The following is a 16,223-nucleotide window of genomic DNA, read 5'->3' as shown; positions in this document are numbered from 1 at the left end:
TGGCGCACATCGCCAATACCGATCGGACGCTGCAATCGCGCGACGCAGTCTTGCCCGGAACCGGATGGCGCTCCGGCTCCGGCTCCCGCGGCCGGATGATTTGTTCCAGATCGTGTTGGACTCGGCGGCGCTTGGCGATAACATGACAGCCCGACGTCCGCGTGGAACTCATCATGAAGCTGTCATTCGAAGCGCTCGAAGCCCTGGACGCGATCGACCGCACCGGCACGTTCGCCGAAGCGGCGGAACTCCTGCACCGCGTACCGTCCGCGCTGACGTATCTCGTACAAAAACTCGAAAGCGACCTCGACGTCGCACTGTTTGACCGCAGCGGGCGCCGTGCGAAGCTCACGCACGCGGGCCGCGTGGTCGTCGAAGAGGGCCGCCGGCTGCTGCATGCCGCCCAACAGCTCGAACTCAAGGCGCTGCGTGCACAGCAAGGCTGGGAAACCGAGGTTCGCATCTGCATCGACGAGATCCTGCCGTTCGAGGCGCTGTGGCCGTACGTGCATACGTTCTACGGACTCGATATGAACACGCGGCTGCGCCTGTCGACCGAAGTGCTCGGCGGTACCTGGGATGCGCTGATTTCGCGCCGCGCGGATCTCGTCGTCGGCGCGGCGGGCGAGCCGCCGGATCTGCCGGACATCGTCGCGCGGCCGATCGGCACGCTCAAGCACGTGTTCGCCGTCGCCCCCAACCATCCGCTCGCGGCGCTGCCCGAACCGCTGTCGATGGCGTCGGTCGTCGAGTATCGCGGCGCCGTCATCAGCGACACCTCTCGCGAACTGCAACCTCGCTCGGTCGCCGTCGATGCCGGGCAGCCGTATCTCGCGGTCCCCACCCTTGCCGCGAAACTGGCCGCGCAGTGCGAAGGACTCGCGGTGGGCACGCTCCCGGACTGCATCGCGGCACGCGCGATCGAGCAAGGCAAGCTCGTCGCACGCCAGGTGACCGGCATGCGCGACACGACACATTGCTATATCGCGTGGCGCGGCGACGAGGCCGGCCGCGCGCTGCACTGGTGGGTCGATCAGCTCGCCCGCCCCGATCTCGTCGACCGCTTCACCGCGCTCGGCTGATTCCGCCGTTCGGCGGCCGCGCTGCTCGATCGAACGTTTCCCCGCGATCTCCCGCCGCGTCAGCCGAACGCATCGTGCAGGCGCTTCATCTCCTTCTCGAGCCATTCGAACAGGTTGAACGACGCGTGCGCGTTCGCGGCCGGCGGGATCATCATCTTCTCCTCGGTCGCGATGTGTTCGGTCAGGGATTCGCACATCAACCGTCCGAGCTCGGGTTTCCTCGCGATCAGCGGCGACAGGTCGCGGCTGCTCAACTGATAGGCCGTCACGGCGGTCACCGCGTAGACACTCGCATGAAGCTGCGTGCCGGCCAGCACGACGGACTGGCCGATCGCGTCGCCGGGCGCCATCCGCCTGACCTCCATGTCGCCGGTCGCGCCCGGCACGAACACCGACGCGACACCGGCCCCGACGATCGTCAGCATGCGCGTATCGGAATTCGACGCGTAGATCACCTCCCCTTTGTGGAACACGCGCGACGCCAGCGCATCGGCCAGCACCGCCAGATCCTCGTCACCGAGCTGCCGGAAGAGTTCGACCGCGCGCAGCAGCCGTTGGCCGCGCGACACCGGCCGGTGCGCCGCGGCCGTCCCGCCGAGCGGGCGCAGCGCGATGTCCGCGGCGGCCAGATGCCGGTGGGCCAGATCGTAGAGCCGGTTACGCACCGCCGCCTTTTTTTGCAGCGCGTCGACGTAACAGACGAGTTCGTATTCGACGGAGTTGGTCCTGAATGCCTTGACGACCGAGACCGGCGCGGGACTGGCCAGCACGTCCAGCGAACTGGCGGCAGCGCGGTCGAGCGCATCGATGACGACGGCCGGCCGCACTTCCGGATCGATCTCGATCGTCAGCGTCACGCCGTGCACGCTCGCGGGTTCGCTCAGGTTGACGATCGTCGCCTTCGCCGCCGTGCTGTTCGGCACGACGACCAGGTTGCCGAGGCTATTGATCATCTTGGTCGCACGCCAGTTGCTTTCGACTATCCGCCCTTCCAGTTCGCCGATGGCCACCGTATCGCCCAGGCGAAACGGCTGGGTGGTATTCAGGACGAGGCCCGAGAACACGTCGTTCAGCGTGTTCTGGACGGCCAGGCCGAGGATCACGGCCACGGCGCCCGAGGTCGCGACCAGGCCGCTCAGCGGCAGGCCCAGCACGTAGCCCAGCGCGGCCACCGCGGCCGCACCGAACACGGCGCCCGCGGCGATGTCGTGAAACAGCCGCTGGTTGCGCCACGCGCGCGGCAGCAGCAGATGGTCGAGCATCAGGCTGAACACCAGCGCGCACTGCAGCCACCACGCGACGCCGATCGCCTGGATGGCCAGCCGATCGAACCGGTCGGGCGAAGTCGGCACCGCGAGCGGGCTCACGCCGGTTGCGAACAGCACATAGGTCAGCGCGGCGAACGACGCACAGCGCCAGACCGCTTTCGTCGTCGAACGGCCAGGCCCGAGCAACCGCCATGCGACGAGGTCGGCAACGATGATCGGCGCGCCGTAAGCGACCGTGACGGACAGGTTCAGCATGCTGGAATGGGCCGCGTGCGCGCGTTGCGACTGGCGGGGAACCCGGGCGATCGCATGGCTCGCGCTAGCCGATCCGGCGAGCGGCCGCCGGCAGCGAATCGTGGCGGGAAAGGCCGGACTGGACAGGTTGCATGCGGTAGTCGCTCGATGACGCGCGAAGCCGCCGCGGCAACGCATGTGCCGACGGCCGCCCCACACTGGCATTCAATGGCGTCGCGACCTCGATGAGCGGCGGGGCGAGCCGGTCTGCTGCCCGCACGCCTGCGAATCGCCGACGGTCTCCGTCCATGCAATGTAGACGCACCGGCCGACCAGGTCCTGAGTTCAGGCTGAAACGTTCTGAATTCGGCAGCGGCGCGCGCCGTTACGGTTCGCGCGGCCGCAACCCGGCGTCGCCCGCCTCGAACCCGAGCGCGTTCAGTTCGGACCAGGCGTCGTGCACGACCTGCGTCGCCCCCGAGGTATGGGCGAGCGCGGCGGCATAGGCGGCCAGCAGGCGCACGCGCGCATCCTCGCGCACCCGTGTCTCGTCCATATTCCGCATCGCATCGAGCGCCGCGCGCGCCCGTGCGCGACATTCGTCCACCAGCGACAGTTCGAACAGGCACGGAACCGCGACCGCCGCCAGCGCGATGCCGACCTCCGCATCGCCGTTCGGCGAAAACGCCCAGTCGAGCGCCGCGCGCAGATTGCCGAGTTCGCGCCGGATCGCGTCGAGCCGCGATTCGGCCCGCGGCACGTCGTCGCCACCGGGCGCAAGCCTGAACAACGTATGGAAGTAGTTCGCATGCGCGCGGGCCGCGGCCGCGCATTCGCCGTTGTTCTCGAGCTGCTGCAGCGCATAGGCGCGCGTCGTGGTCAGCAGCCGGTAGCGCGGCGCGCCGTGCGTGCTCTCGAGGCTCAGCAGCGACTTCGAAACGAGGCCGGCGATCGTATCGAGCAGGTCCGCACCGGCCAACCCCTTCGTGCCGACGATGTCTCGCACCGCGTCGATCGAGAAGCTGTCGCGGAACACGCCGAGCCATCGCAACAGCAGGCGCTCCGCATCGCCGAGCAAGCGGTAGCTCCAGTCGTACATCGCCTGCAGCGTCTGATGACGCGGCAAGGCCGTGCGAAAACCGCCGGTCAGCAACCTGAAATGATCGTCGAGATGCGCGGCCAGCACATCGATGCCGAGCACGGCCGCTCGCGCCGCTGCCAGTTCGATGGCCAGCGGGAGACCGTCGAGACGCCGGCACACCGACGCCATCAGGGACAGGCTGCGCCCGTGGAGCGGAAAGCGGGGATCGGCGGCACGCGCGCGCGCCGAGAACAGTTGCACCGCGCTTGCGCCCAGGATTCCGGCATCGTCGGCGCCCTCGCGGGGCACGTCGAGCGGCGGAATCGGACACAGCCGCTCGCCCTGGATACGCAGCGCCTCGCGGCTGGTCGCGAGGACGCACAATCCGGTGTCCGACTCGGTCAGTGCAGTCGCGATCCGCGCGGCGGCGTCGAGCAGATGTTCGCAATTGTCGAGCACCAGCAACATCCGACGGTTCGCCACGCTGGCCAGCACCGCTTCGAGCGTCAGCGATCCGGCCGGCTGCACGATGCCGAACGCACCGGCCAGCGCGGCGGGCACGAATTGCGGACACGCAACCGTGGCCAGCGACACGAACGCGGCGCCATCCGGAAAGCTCGCCTCGGCCCGCATGGCCGCTTCGAGCGCGACCCGCGTCTTGCCGATGCCGCCCGCGCCGACCAGCGTCACGATGCGTGCGGTGTCGAGCGCCGCGAGGACGTCGGCGACGGTCTGCTCGCGGCCGACCAGCGCGGTCGGCGCGGCTGTCAGCCGCGACGCCGCGGGACGCACGGACGCCACGCCTTCGGCCCGCGCGCCGACCAGCCGATAGCCGCGCCCCGGCACCGTGACGATCAGGTTCCGGTCGCCGGCCAGCGCCTTGCGCAACGCGGCGACATGCACCTGCAGGTTGTTTTCCTCCACGATCGTGTGCGGCCACACGCGCTGCATGATCTCGTCTTTCGACACCAATGCGCCGTTCGCCCGAATCAGGAGTTCGAGAATTTCGAATGCGCGGCTGCCGATGCGCAGCAGTTTGCCGTTCGAGCGAATTTCACGTCTGTCGAGAAAAACGTGAAGCGTTCCAATCCTGATCATGGGAATTCTTAATCGATTTCTTTCATTGATGCCCTGTCAGAAATGACACCGGTTCGACGCCATGCTACGGCATTTGCGTCGAGAAATGATTCAAATTATCAGAACAGGAAGAGCAAATTTTTTGAATCGACAAGAACCACGATAGCCGTGCTGTCTCCCGGTATGCGCCGCGCCCCGCCCCGCCCGGCACGGTGCACCACGGCACCCTGGATTTTCAATGTGCGAAACATTCGTTCATCCGCGAACCCGCTTCACCGGATAAAACGGCCGATTGTCCCAAATCAGTTTCGCGATTTCGTTAATTGAAATCGCAGTTCGCATGGCTTGCGAAAAAACCTGGTAAAAGCGACGTGCAAAGCACAGCGAAATCGATGTCGGGCGTGAGAACCGGTCGGATTTTCCTTTCAGAACGATTCAGGCGCCGCTCAGGACATTCAGCGGCGCGGCGCGCGACGATGGTTCGACGGCGCCACCGTCGAGCGCCCGCCGTCACGCCGCGAGGAACACGACCATGGGCAACCGTATCGCCGACATCCGGATTCCCGACGGCCCGATCGCACGGGAGGCCGCCGCGACCGTGCGCGCCGGCGCACCGGAACTCCTGTTCCGGCACGCGATGCGCGTGTTCGCGTTTGCGTCGATCATCGGGTTGCGTCGCGGCATCGCCTTCGACGCCGAACTGCTGTACGTCGCCGCGCTGTTCCATCACTTCGGGCTGACGGAGCGCTACCGGCATTCGCGCCGGCGCTTCGAAATCGACGGCGCGAACGCCGCACACGCGTTCCTCGGCGGATACGGCGTCGCCGCCGACGATGCGGAGGAGGTCTGGCGCGCGATCGCGCTGCACACGAGCTTCGGCATTCACCCGTACATGACGCCGTTGACGGCGCTGCTTGGCGCAGGCATCGAGACGGATCTCTTCGCGCGTCATTTCGACGACGTGGGCCGATCCGAACGCGACGAGATTCTGAACGCGTGGCCGCGCGGCCCGTGTTTCAAGGAACTGTTCCTCGAGGCGCTCGCCGCGGGCACCGCACATCGCCCTGCCGCTGCGTTCGGCAACGTCGGCGCCGACGTGCTCGAGCGTTGCGACCCGGACTATCGTCGTATGAATTTCTGCGGCCTGGTGCTCGGATCGAAATGGGCGGAATGAGCCGGCCGGTCGGCCGGGCCCGCACCGCCACGTCACGGCCGCCGCCAGGTCATGCGCGGGCGAACGCCAGCAGTTCGTCGTTCAATCGTTGCGCATGCGTCAGATACAGCGCATGCGGCCCGCCCTCGTAGACGCTCAGCGTCGCGTGCGGCACGCGCTTCGCCGTGGCCGCGCCCGTGAGCGCGAGCGGCACCGTCTGGTCGTCGTCGCCGTGAATCACGAGCGTCGGCACGTCAAACTTGTCGAGATCCGCCCTGAAATCGGTTTCGGAGAACGCGCCGACGCAATCGAGCGTGCCCTTCAATCCGGCCTGCAGCGCCATGAACGAGGTCCAGTCGAGCGCGGCGCGCGAGATCGTCGAAGCGGCCCGGTTCGAACCGGTGAACAGCGGCCAGAATTGCTCGAAAAATGCCGCGCGATCGGCCACGATGCCCGCGCGAATACCGTCGAACACGGCCACGTCGACGCCGTCCGGATGGTCGTCTCGCCGCGCGACCAGCGGCGTCACCGCCCCCATCAGGACGACCTTCGCGATGTGTCGCGTGCCGTGCCGGCCGATGTAGCGCGCCACTTCGCCGCCGCCCATCGAAAAACCGACGAGCGTCACGTCGCGCAGCGCGAGCGTCTCGATCAGCGTCGCGAGATCGTCCGCCAGCGTGTCGTAGTCGTACCCCGTCCACGGCTGGCCGGATCGGCCGAAGCCGCGCCGGTCGTAGGCGATGCAGCGAAAACCGTTCGATGCGAGATGATGCATCTGGACGTCCCACATGTCCGCATTCAGCGGCCAGCCGTGAATGAACACGACCGGGCGCCCTGCGCCCCAGTCCTTGTAGTGGATCGAAACGCCGTCGCGTGTCGTGAACGTGCTCATGAAGATTCCTCAGCGGTGAAAATGCAGCGGTCGCCAGCGATGGCCGACGGACAGGGCGCACCGTCCCGGGTCATGAACGGGACAGCCTGACGATGAACCGCTCCAGTTCGGACGCGAGGATCACCTCGCGGTAGTTCGCGGGGCGCTTCGCGCCGCGCCACTGCGGCTTGTAGATCGCATCGCCGGTATGAATCGTGATGCCGGTCAGCGCGCAGCGGCCGAGGGCGCGGGACTTTGCGCTGATCCAGCGCTGCTCGTCGTAGCGGCAGCGCGTCGGATCGCTCCACGACACCAGGACCGACGAATCGGTCTGCCGCTCGGCGGCGACGATCGCGCAACGGCGCCGCACGCCGCCGATGCACGCGGGCGGCGCGTCGTCACGATGGCGACGGCGCGCGGCGTCCGGGTCGCGAAGATGCGACGGCGCACAGCGGCTCGCGGCCGGCGACGGGTCGAGCAGCGTCATCACGTGCTCCCAGCGATTGAATTCGTCCATGGCGGGTACCCAGGCAAGTGGCAAAGGGTGCGGATGGTTCGCACCCGCCCGCATTGCGGTCGTCATCCGCCGGCACGAACTGGCAAGATCCGCGACGGGATGACCTGATGCTGACGATAACGAGCCGCCGCTGAAGAATCTTGATTCCACGCTTAATTTTTCTGGCCGGCGCGGCGCGCGGCGTGCGCCGCGACCGGCTTCATGAAAATTCAGCGCGATTTCAGTACAGGCCGCATGACCCCGCGATAGGCTCCTGTCGGCGTTCGTTCGCGGTCGCGCGCCTGCCGGCCCGCGACCGCGAACGCACGCCGGCTGCCGGCGCGATTGCCGCATGCGGGCAGGTCCGAACCATCCATCCAACGCGGCATCGTTCCACCGCACGTTCAAGGAGTCCCAATGCGTCCAGCAGACATCGACGCCGTTCCCTCGGCGCGTCGCCGAGACATGCTGCTTGCCGGCGCGACCGCCGTTGCAGCCGCCGCGCTGCCGGCCGCCGCCGCAGCCGCCCCCAAACACGCCGCTTCCGCCCATCAAGGAGCCTATGCGATGAACACGATCACCACCAAAGACGGTACGCAGATCTACTACAAGGACTGGGGCAGCGGCCGCCCGGTCGTCTTCTCGCACGGCTGGCCGCTGTGCGCCGATGCGTGGGACGCGCAGATGCTGTTCCTCGTGCAGCACGGCTACCGCGTGATCGCGCACGACCGCCGCGGTCACGGCCGCTCGAGCCAGCCGTCGCAAGGCAACGACATGGACACGTATGCCGACGATCTGGCGGCGCTGATGAATGCGCTCGACCTGCGCGAAGCCACGCTCGTCGGCCATTCCACCGGCGGCGGCGAAGTCGCGCACTACATCGGGCGCCACGGCACGAAGCGCGTGTCGAAGGCCGTGCTGATCGGCGCCGTGCCGCCGCAGATGGTGAAATCGGCGTCCAATCCCGGCGGCCTGCCGATGGACGTATTCGACGGGATCCGCAAGAACGTCGCCGAGAACCGTTCGCAGTTCTACAAGGATCTCGCCGTGCCGTTCTTCGGCTTCAACCGTCCGGGTGCCAAGGTGTCGCAGGGCACGATCGACGCGTTCTGGGCACAGGGCATGATGGGCGGCATCCATGGCCAGTATCTGTGCGTCAAGGAATTCTCCGAGGTCGACTACACCGAAGACCTGAAGAAGATCGACGTCCCGACGCTGATCCTGCACGGCGACGACGACCAGATCGTGCCGATCGACGATTCGGCCCGCCTGTCCGCGAAGATCGTGAAGCACGCGCAACTCAAGGTGATCCCCGGCGGCGCGCACGGGATGTGCGTCGTCAACGCCGACCGGATCAATGCCGAACTGCTCGCGTTCCTGAAGGCGTAAGCATCGCGGCAAGGCGCGCCCGGCCTTCAGGCTTTCAGGCCGGCGCGCCCTTCAGCACGTTTCAGGAATTTTCAGGTCGTCGCGATGCCGTTGCGGCGTACGCGATCGCCAGGATCGTCGAAGCGCAAGATCCGCCGATCCGGCGTCGCACGCTCACGGCGCACGCGCCGGCCTGAGCAGCATGCCGATCAACACCCCCGCGACCGCGAAAGCCGTCGCGACACGGAAATTGTCGGCCAGTGCGAGCGTGGTTGCCTGGATGCGAACCGCCCGGTCGAGCAGCGCATAAGCTGCCTGGTCGCCGGTCGCGAAGGTCGCGCCGTGCGACACGAGCGACGCCGCGCCGGCCCGCAGGCGCTCCAGCGTTTGCGGATCCGACAGCGTGACATGCAGACCGACGAGATTCGAATGGGTAGCCTCCATGATGCGCTGGATCACCGTGATCGACGTCGTGCCGAGCTGCCCGCTCAGCAGGCGCGTCGTCTGCACGACGGCACCGAACGTCAGCGCGTGCTCGGCCGTCATATGCTTGCCGAAAAAGAACACGACCGACGTGAGCGCCATCGTCTGCCCCAACGCCTGGAGCAGTTGCGACGGGATGAAATCGGGTTCGGCCCAGACGGGCGTGAGTTGCGCGCCGAGCGCGAACGCGACCGCCACCATCGCGAAGCCGGCCACGATCAGCCGGCGCGGATCGACGCGTTGCAGCAGCCACGCCACGCACGGTGCGAACAGCAGCTGCGGCATCGCGATCCAGCGCAGCGTATCGCCGATCTGCAGCGGGCGCAGCCCGTAGGTGCTCGCGAGAAACGCCGACGGAATGAAGCTCGTGTTGAGCACGGTAAAGCGCACGAGGCCGACGAGCAGGATCAGCAACGCGACGTTGGGCAGCGCGAGGTAGCCGAGATCGAGCCCGGCCCGTCGCGACGTCAGTTCGTGGATCAGGAACGCGGCCACCATCACGATGCCGATGCACAGCAGCGTGACGATCAGCGGCGACTGGAACCAGAACAGCCGTTCGCCCTGATCGAGCGCGATGCACAGGCATGCGAACCCGCCGGCGCCGAGCAGCATGCCGCGCGTATCGATACCGGACGCGATGCGCTTGATCGGCTCGGTGGACAGCGACAGCATCAGGCAGACGATGAACGGCACGGTCAGCAGCGCGTTCTGCCAGAACAGCCAGCGCCAGCTCAGGTGTTCGCTGTACCACCCTTCGAGCGTCGCCGACAGGTTGAGCGACATCTCGAGGTTCATCGCATACGCGGCGATGCCGAACGGAATCAGCCGCGGCGGCAGCGTGCGGACGACGAACCCGACGGTCAGCGGCACGAACACGCCGGACGCGAAACCGGCCAGGCTCTGGAACACGATGAACGTGCCGAAGTTCGTGCACAGCGGCAGCACGCTTTCGACGACCAGGAATACCGCGGCGCCCGCCAGCAGCACGCGGCGCGTGCCGAACACGAAGGCCGCCGCGATCGCGAGCGGCCCGACGAACATCTGCGACGCGATGAACGCGGTGTTGATCCACGCGCCCTCGTCGAACCCGACGCCGAGCGCGCCGCGTATGTCGGCGAGCCCGAGCGACGTGATGCGCGACGTCAGTGTCGAGATGATCGCGCCGAGCAGCACGGCCGCGATCGCGGCGATCGAACGAAACGTCGGTATGTCGGAGGCCGGCGCTGCGGCCGGCCCCGGTGTCGCGCCATCGTGGGCGAACGTGGTGTTCATCGTCGAGCGGCTCCCGCACAAAAAGCTCGCGCAAGCATAGCGCGATGTGAAGAATCCCGTCTGTTCCATGGAGTATCCCGATCGTGACCACGAACTCGCCGGACACACCGCCCACTTCCACCGCGCGCTCGCGCAAGTGGCCGGCGGTATTGATCGCCGGATGCGCGCTGCTGCTCGTCGCATTGCTGGTGTACGAATTCGATGCGCATGACCGCGGCACCGACGACGCGTACGTGACGGGCCACCTGCACGTGATCTCGCCGCGCGTGGCCGGCACGGTCGAGCGCGTGCTGGTGAACGACAACCAGTTCGTGCACGCGGGCGACCCGCTCGTGCGGCTCGACCCGCGCGATTTCGACGTGCGCGTCGCGCTGCAGCGGGCCCGCGTCGCGCAGGCGCGCTCCGATGCGAGCCGCGCGAAGGCGCTGGTCGAGCAAGCCGAAGCGACGCTCGTGTCGGCGCATGCCGACGCCGAGAAGGCCGAGCTCGACTACGCGCGGGCACGCGAACTGACCCGCGAAACGCCGCGCGGGCTGTCGCAGCAGGAATTCGATGCCGCCAACGCGGCACGCAAGTCCGCCCGCGCACGCATCGAGGCGCCCGAAGCGCAGCGGCGCAGCGCACAGGCCGCGCAGCAGGCTGCCGATGCCGTGTCGAACCAGAACGATGCCGAGTTGCGCGATGCGGAGCTCCAGCGCCAATACACGACCGTCGTGGCGCCGTCGGAAGGCTACGTCGGCAAGAAGACCGTCGAGACCGGCGAGCATGTCGCGCCCGGCCAGGCGCTGCTCACGCTCGTCGAACCGCACCCGTGGGTGGTCGCGAACTTCCGCGAAACCCAGCTCCGGCACGTTCGCGCCGGCGACGTCGTGCAGTTGCGCTTCGACGCGCTGCCGGACCGGACCTTCAGCGGACACGTCGACAGCCTGTCGCCCGCGACGGGCGGGCAATTCTCGCTGTTGCCGCCCGACAACGCGACCGGCAATTTCACGAAGATCACGCAGCGGGTGCCCGTCAAGATCCTGCTCGACGGCCCGGCCTCGAGCGAACCGCGCATTCGGCCCGGCCTGTCGGTCGTCGTCTCGCTGCAACGCAGCCGAGAGCAGCCATGACCCGCATCGCCGCCCTGCTCGCCGCCGCCCTGCTCGCCGCCGGCCTGCTGAGCGCGTGCACGATCGCGCCACAGCCGCTCGCCCCCGTCGCGGTCGGAGCCGACCGGTTCCGCCATGCGGCTGCGCCCGACGAACCCGCACCGTCGCTGGTCGAATGGCCCGCAACGTTCGGCGCTCCGCCGCTCGTCGCGCTCGTCGATGCCGCGCTCGCCGGCAACCACGACATCCGCGCCGCCGCGGCGCGCGTCGCCCAGGCGCAGGCGCTGCTCGGCGTGCGCGAAGCCGCACTCGCGCCCACCGTCGGCGTCGATCCGTCGTTCAGTCGCTCGCGCGTATCGGGCACGGTCGACAACGCGTTACCGAAACGCACGATGCACAACTGGTCGGTGCCGTTCAACGCCGGCTATGAAGTCGATTTGTGGGGTCGCCTGCGCGGCAATGCGGAGATCGGCAGGCAGAACGTGCTGCAGGCAGACGCGGATCGTGCGGCCGTTCGCCTGCGCGTCGCGACCGACGTCGCGAGCGACTACCTGACGCTCCATTTCGTCGAGCAGGATCTCGCGACGCTGGCCCGCGCGATCGAGCTGCGACGCACCGCACTCGACGTGATCGCCGCGCGCGTGCGGGCCGGCGCGGCGAGCGATCTCGATGCGCTGCGCGCGGCGGCCGATCTCGATACGGCTCGCGCCGATCTCGCGGACAGCCGGCGGCTGCGCGAAAACCTCGTCGACGCGCTCGCCGTGCTGACCGGCGTCTCGCCGACCGCATTCTCGGTTGCACCGACCGCGTCCGCCATGCGCGTGCCGGAGGTGCCGCCCGGCCTGCCGTCCGCGCTGCTCGCGCAACGGCCGGACGTCTATGCGGCGGTGCGCCGCGTCGACGCGGCATCGCTCGAAATCGGCGTCGCCCGCACCGCGTGGCTTCCGACCTTGACGCTGACCGCCCAGGGCGGGTTCGCCAGCCGCGACCTCGGCGCGTTTCTCGATCGCAACAGTTCGCTGTGGGGCCTCGGCGCGAGCGTGGCCGAAACGGTGTTCGACGGCGGCAAGCGCGAAGCCGCGGTGGCCGCCGCGACGGCCGGCGCGGACCTCGCCGACGCGAACTATCGCGCGACCGCGCTGGGTGCGCTACGCGAGGTTCAGGACGCGCTCAACGACATCGCCGCGCAAAAAGAGCGGATCGTGCGCTACGACAGCGCTGCGCGCGCCACCGAAGCGGCGGCGCGGTTGTCGCTGAGCCGTTACGGGCACGGCTACGTCAGTTATCTCGAGGTCATCGACGCGGACCGGGACGCACTGAATGCACGACGTCAGCTGATTCATAGCCGCCAGGCACTCGCGATCGCGACGGTCAATCTGGTGCGCGCGCTGGGCGGCGGGTGGACGCCGCCTGCGTCGACACCGACGAGCGACGCGAAACACGCTGATCGATTCTGAAAAAACGCGCCCTCCGTCTCCGCTCGAACGGCCTCGCGCATCTTCATATCCATCGTAAGCTTACCTAACGTTTTTTGCGTTGCCCGGTGCCAGCGTGCCGCACGGATTGGTCATGCCAGCTTCCACCGAAGCGAGACCTGTCATGGATCGCCTGAAAATGGCGCGTCGAGCGCATCCCGCCGGGCGTATACGCGAGCCCGCGGCATTGCGCCGAAGCCGAAGCCGGCGCCGTTGCATCGAACGCGCCGGCACGCCCGCTCAGTCGCGTGCGCCGGCCGGGCCCACACCCAGCGCTTCGGCTTGCCGCACGAGATCCGGCAGCGTGCGGACCTGCATCTTCTTCATCACCTGGGCCCGATGCACCTTCACCGTGATTTCCTGCAGGCCGAGATTCGCCGCGATCTGCTTGTTCATCAGGCCCGCGACCACCTGGCTCATCACTTCGCGCTCACGTGGCGTCAACGACGCATAGGCCCCACGCACCGCGTCCAGTGCACGGTCGCGCGCAAGGCGCTCGCGGTCGCGGGCCAGTGCGCGGCCGACGGCATCGAGCATCGTTTCGTCGTCGAACGGCTTCGTCAGGAAGTCGAGCGCGCCGCCCTTCATCGCCTTGACCGTCGTGGCCACGTCGCCGTAACCCGTCATGAACAGGATCGGCACGTTCAGGCCCGCACGCACCGCTTCCTCCTGAAGGGCCAGCCCGCTCTCGTCGGCGAGGCGCACGTCGAGGATCAGGCAGCTCGGCACGGCGGGCCGCTCGAACGCGAGAAATGCCCGCGACGACGCGAACGTCTCGACGCGCCATCCCGCCGAACGCAACAGCGAACTCAACGCGCGCCGCAGCGTGTCGTCGTCGTCGACCACATAGACGATCGGGGCGGAGTCGCCTCCGCCCCGGTTGCTGATCGACGTCATATCCGGCGTGCTCGCCATGGCATTTCCTGTGTAGGCATTCGCTTCATTATCGAATGATAAACTAAGAAGCGACCGAACGAAACCGCCTCGCCGCACGCGGCTCGGCCGGCCGACGGGCCGCCGCTCAGGCAGGCGGCGCGCCGGATGCGACGTGATCGATCAGGTTGAGCATATCGTCAGACGGAAACGGCTTGCGCAGGAACGCGACCGCGCCTTGCGCAAGCGCGCGACGGACCGACTCGTCGTCGCCGTGCGACGACATGAAGATGACCGGAAGCGTCGGCTTGCGCTGAGCCAGCAGACGCTGGACGTCGAGGCCGCTCATCCCCTTCATCTTCAGATCGACCAGCACGCAAGCCGCGTCGTCCGGCGGGCCGGCCGCCAGGAATTCCTCGCCCGACGCGAACGGCAATGCGGTATGACCAGCCGATTTCAGCAGGCTGGCAAGACTCTTACGGACCGACGCATCGTCATCGATGATGCAAACAAGGGCCATGAAATGGGAACCTGAAAATTGTGTCAATCCGGAACATCGCGACGCAGCCTGCGCCGCATCGACAGGCGCAACCGCCGCGCGCCATGCCCGCGCGACCCGTGTGTCATGCCCACGGCCCTGCCGCCAGCAGCGGTTGCGCGGACGCTGCCGGCGCCTCCGCGCGCGCCTCGCCGGCGAAGGACCCACACCGGGCATGGACGCGGCCGGCTTCGCCCGACTCCGCCAGTTTCTCGAGCGCATACGCGCGCACGACCTCGAGCAGCGAATAACGCTTCGAGAGTCCGACCGAATGAACGACCAGCAGCGATTTCGACGCAAGGCTGACCAGGCAGTCGAGCACCCGAGCGGCGCACAGTTCGTCGCAGGCCGCCAGCGTGCATGCCGCATCGAGCCGGAACGCATCCGGAAACACCGCGAGGCGGCACAGCACGGTGCGCTCCGCCTCGCCGAGCAGCCGATAGCTCCACTCGATGGTGGCCCGCAGGTTCTGCTGGCGCGGATGGGCCGTACGCAGGCCGCCGGACAACGACAGCACGGACTTGTCGAGATCGGCCGCCAGCCCCTGGATCCCGAGCAGCGCGACGCGGGCCGCGCCGAGCTCGAGCGCGAGCGGCAGGCCGCTCAGGCGGCGGCAGATGGTCGCGATCGCGTCCAGCGTCTTCGCATCCGCGGGAATGTCGGTGCCCATCGCGCGCGCCCGGGCCAGAAACATGCGGACGGCACCGCACGCGACGATCTCGCCGTCGTCCGCGCCGGCCGGCGGCACGGCCAGCGGCCCGACGCGATACACGCGCTCGCCGGCGACACGCAGCGGTTCGCGGCTGGTCACGACCAGTAGCGCGCCGGCATTTGCCTCGGCGATCGCTTCGCAGAGGTCCGCCAGCTCGTCGACATGCTGCTCGGCGTTATCGAGCACCAGCATGACGCGCTGCCCGGCAATTGCGCGCACGACATCGGCCGGCCCGGCATCCGGGCCGCCCGGCAGGTCGAGCGCGTCCAGCACCGCGGACTCCAGCGTCGCGCCGCCCTGCCAACCGGCAAGATCGATCCGGACCATCTCGATGCCGCGCACCGTCGAACAGGCGGTCGCGACCTCCAGCGCGAGATGCGTCTTGCCGACGCCGCCGGGGCCGACCAGCGTGACGAGCGCCTCGCGCTCGAGCAGCGCGTGCAGCTCGGCCACTTCCTGCTCGCGGCCGATCAGCGGACATTTGCGCGGTGCGGTGCCCGCCCGGGCGCCGCGCGCCGGTTCGACCCCGTCCGGCTGACGGTCGGCATAGGCCAGGTCGGCCGGCGGCGCGAGCCGATAGCCACGGCCCGATTCGGTCCGTATCCAGCCGTGCTTGCCGCCGAACAGCTTGCGCAGCGTCGAGATGTGCACCTGGATGTTGTTCTCGACCACGATCGTGTTCGGCCACACCGCTTGCATGATCTCGTCCTTCGACACGAGCCTGCCGGCCGCCTTCACCAGCAGCTCGAGAATCTCGAATGCGCGGGCGCCGATATACCGGGGCTGCCCGTCGACGCAGACTTCCCGGCATTCAAGGGAAACCGTCACCCGCCCGAACGTGTACATGATCCGCACTCGGTTATGCTGCTCCGCACCTTGCGCCGCCTCGTGAGGCGACACCCTCTGTTTCGCCCGTCCGGCCGCATCGATGCGTGCCGGAAGGCTTGAACCTATCGTATGGCGCGGCGGGCGCGCCGGCCATTATCTATAGGTTTAGTCGGGTACCGGCCGGCCCGGTCGTCGGGAACGGCGTGGGGCGGGTACTGCAAATTTCCTCAGGCTGGCGGACAATGCACGGAACATGCCCAGACGTGCGCAACCCGGCCTTGCCGCCCCCGTTTTACGAACCGCTTTCACCCCGCTCCACCC

The 16,223-nt window shown here is 68.0% G+C and carries 13 protein-coding genes; 5 read left to right on the top strand and 8 right to left on the bottom strand.

Going from position 1 to position 16,223, the window contains the following annotated elements; all coding sequences use genetic code 11:
• The first annotated feature begins 173 nt into the window (after positions 1-173).
• A complete protein-coding gene (locus GD429_RS23155) occupies positions 174-1,082 on the top strand; it encodes a LysR family transcriptional regulator (protein WP_152860279.1) in 909 nt (302 codons plus the stop codon).
• A 59-nt stretch (positions 1,083-1,141) separates the two neighbouring features.
• Here the strand turns inward: GD429_RS23155 and GD429_RS23150 are convergent, their stop codons facing one another.
• Together GD429_RS23150 and GD429_RS23145 are read right to left on the bottom strand one after the other, a co-directional pair.
• On the bottom strand, positions 1,142-2,605 hold the full coding sequence (locus GD429_RS23150) for a mechanosensitive ion channel family protein (protein ID WP_152860277.1): 1,464 nt from the start codon (positions 2,603-2,605) through the stop codon (positions 1,142-1,144).
• A gap of 364 nt (positions 2,606-2,969) precedes the next feature.
• A complete protein-coding gene (locus GD429_RS23145) occupies positions 2,970-4,763 on the bottom strand; it encodes an ATP-binding protein (protein WP_152860275.1) in 1,794 nt (597 codons plus the stop codon).
• A gap of 511 nt (positions 4,764-5,274) precedes the next feature.
• Here GD429_RS23145 and GD429_RS23140 point away from each other — a divergent pair.
• Positions 5,275-5,916 carry an HD domain-containing protein gene (locus tag GD429_RS23140; RefSeq protein WP_152860273.1) on the top strand — a complete coding sequence of 214 codons (642 nt, stop codon included), beginning with the start codon at positions 5,275-5,277 and terminating at the stop codon, positions 5,914-5,916.
• Positions 5,917-5,965: 49 nt separating this feature from the next.
• Here the strand turns inward: GD429_RS23140 and GD429_RS23135 are convergent, their stop codons facing one another.
• Both GD429_RS23135 and GD429_RS23130 read right to left on the bottom strand, forming a co-directional pair.
• Complete coding sequence (locus GD429_RS23135) at positions 5,966-6,787, bottom strand: alpha/beta fold hydrolase (RefSeq protein ID WP_152860271.1); 822 nt, start codon at positions 6,785-6,787, stop codon at positions 5,966-5,968.
• Positions 6,788-6,857: 70 nt separating this feature from the next.
• The gene (locus GD429_RS23130; RefSeq protein ID WP_152860269.1) at positions 6,858-7,283 is read right to left on the bottom strand and encodes a DUF3331 domain-containing protein; all 426 of its coding nucleotides are present in this window, start codon (positions 7,281-7,283) and stop codon (positions 6,858-6,860) included.
• A gap of 546 nt (positions 7,284-7,829) precedes the next feature.
• Here GD429_RS23130 and GD429_RS23125 point away from each other — a divergent pair.
• The gene (locus tag GD429_RS23125) at positions 7,830-8,651 is read left to right on the top strand and encodes an alpha/beta fold hydrolase (RefSeq protein WP_152860267.1); all 822 of its coding nucleotides are present in this window, start codon (positions 7,830-7,832) and stop codon (positions 8,649-8,651) included.
• Positions 8,652-8,804: 153 nt separating this feature from the next.
• Here the strand turns inward: GD429_RS23125 and GD429_RS23120 are convergent, their stop codons facing one another.
• A complete protein-coding gene (locus GD429_RS23120; RefSeq protein WP_152860265.1) occupies positions 8,805-10,385 on the bottom strand; it encodes an MFS transporter in 1,581 nt (526 codons plus the stop codon).
• A gap of 83 nt (positions 10,386-10,468) precedes the next feature.
• On the opposite strand from GD429_RS23120, the gene GD429_RS23115 reads away from it, so the two are divergent.
• Complete coding sequence (locus GD429_RS23115) at positions 10,469-11,497, top strand: HlyD family secretion protein (protein WP_321574804.1); 1,029 nt, start codon at positions 10,469-10,471, stop codon at positions 11,495-11,497.
• A complete protein-coding gene (locus tag GD429_RS23110; protein ID WP_152860263.1) occupies positions 11,494-12,933 on the top strand; it encodes an efflux transporter outer membrane subunit in 1,440 nt (479 codons plus the stop codon). Before GD429_RS23115 ends, GD429_RS23110 begins: the two co-directional genes overlap by 4 nt.
• A gap of 258 nt (positions 12,934-13,191) precedes the next feature.
• On the opposite strand, the gene GD429_RS23105 is transcribed toward GD429_RS23110, so the two are convergent.
• From GD429_RS23105 to GD429_RS23095, 3 genes are all read right to left on the bottom strand, one after another.
• On the bottom strand, positions 13,192-13,866 hold the full coding sequence (locus GD429_RS23105; RefSeq protein WP_152860261.1) for a response regulator transcription factor: 675 nt from the start codon (positions 13,864-13,866) through the stop codon (positions 13,192-13,194).
• 106 nt (positions 13,867-13,972) lie between these two features.
• Positions 13,973-14,344, bottom strand: coding sequence for a response regulator transcription factor (locus GD429_RS23100; protein ID WP_152860259.1), 372 nt, complete (start codon positions 14,342-14,344; stop codon positions 13,973-13,975).
• Between the two features lie 103 nt (positions 14,345-14,447).
• Positions 14,448-15,920 (bottom strand): winged helix-turn-helix domain-containing protein, encoded by a 1,473-nt coding sequence (locus tag GD429_RS23095; RefSeq protein WP_152860257.1) that lies wholly within the window; start codon positions 15,918-15,920, stop codon positions 14,448-14,450.
• Positions 15,921-16,223 lie beyond the last annotated feature (303 nt).

The organism is Burkholderia sp. BE17 (assembly GCF_009362305.1).
GTDB classification, from domain to species: Bacteria; Pseudomonadota; Gammaproteobacteria; order Burkholderiales; family Burkholderiaceae; genus Burkholderia; species Burkholderia pyrrocinia_C.
This window is presented reverse-complemented; position numbering and strand designations above follow the sequence as displayed.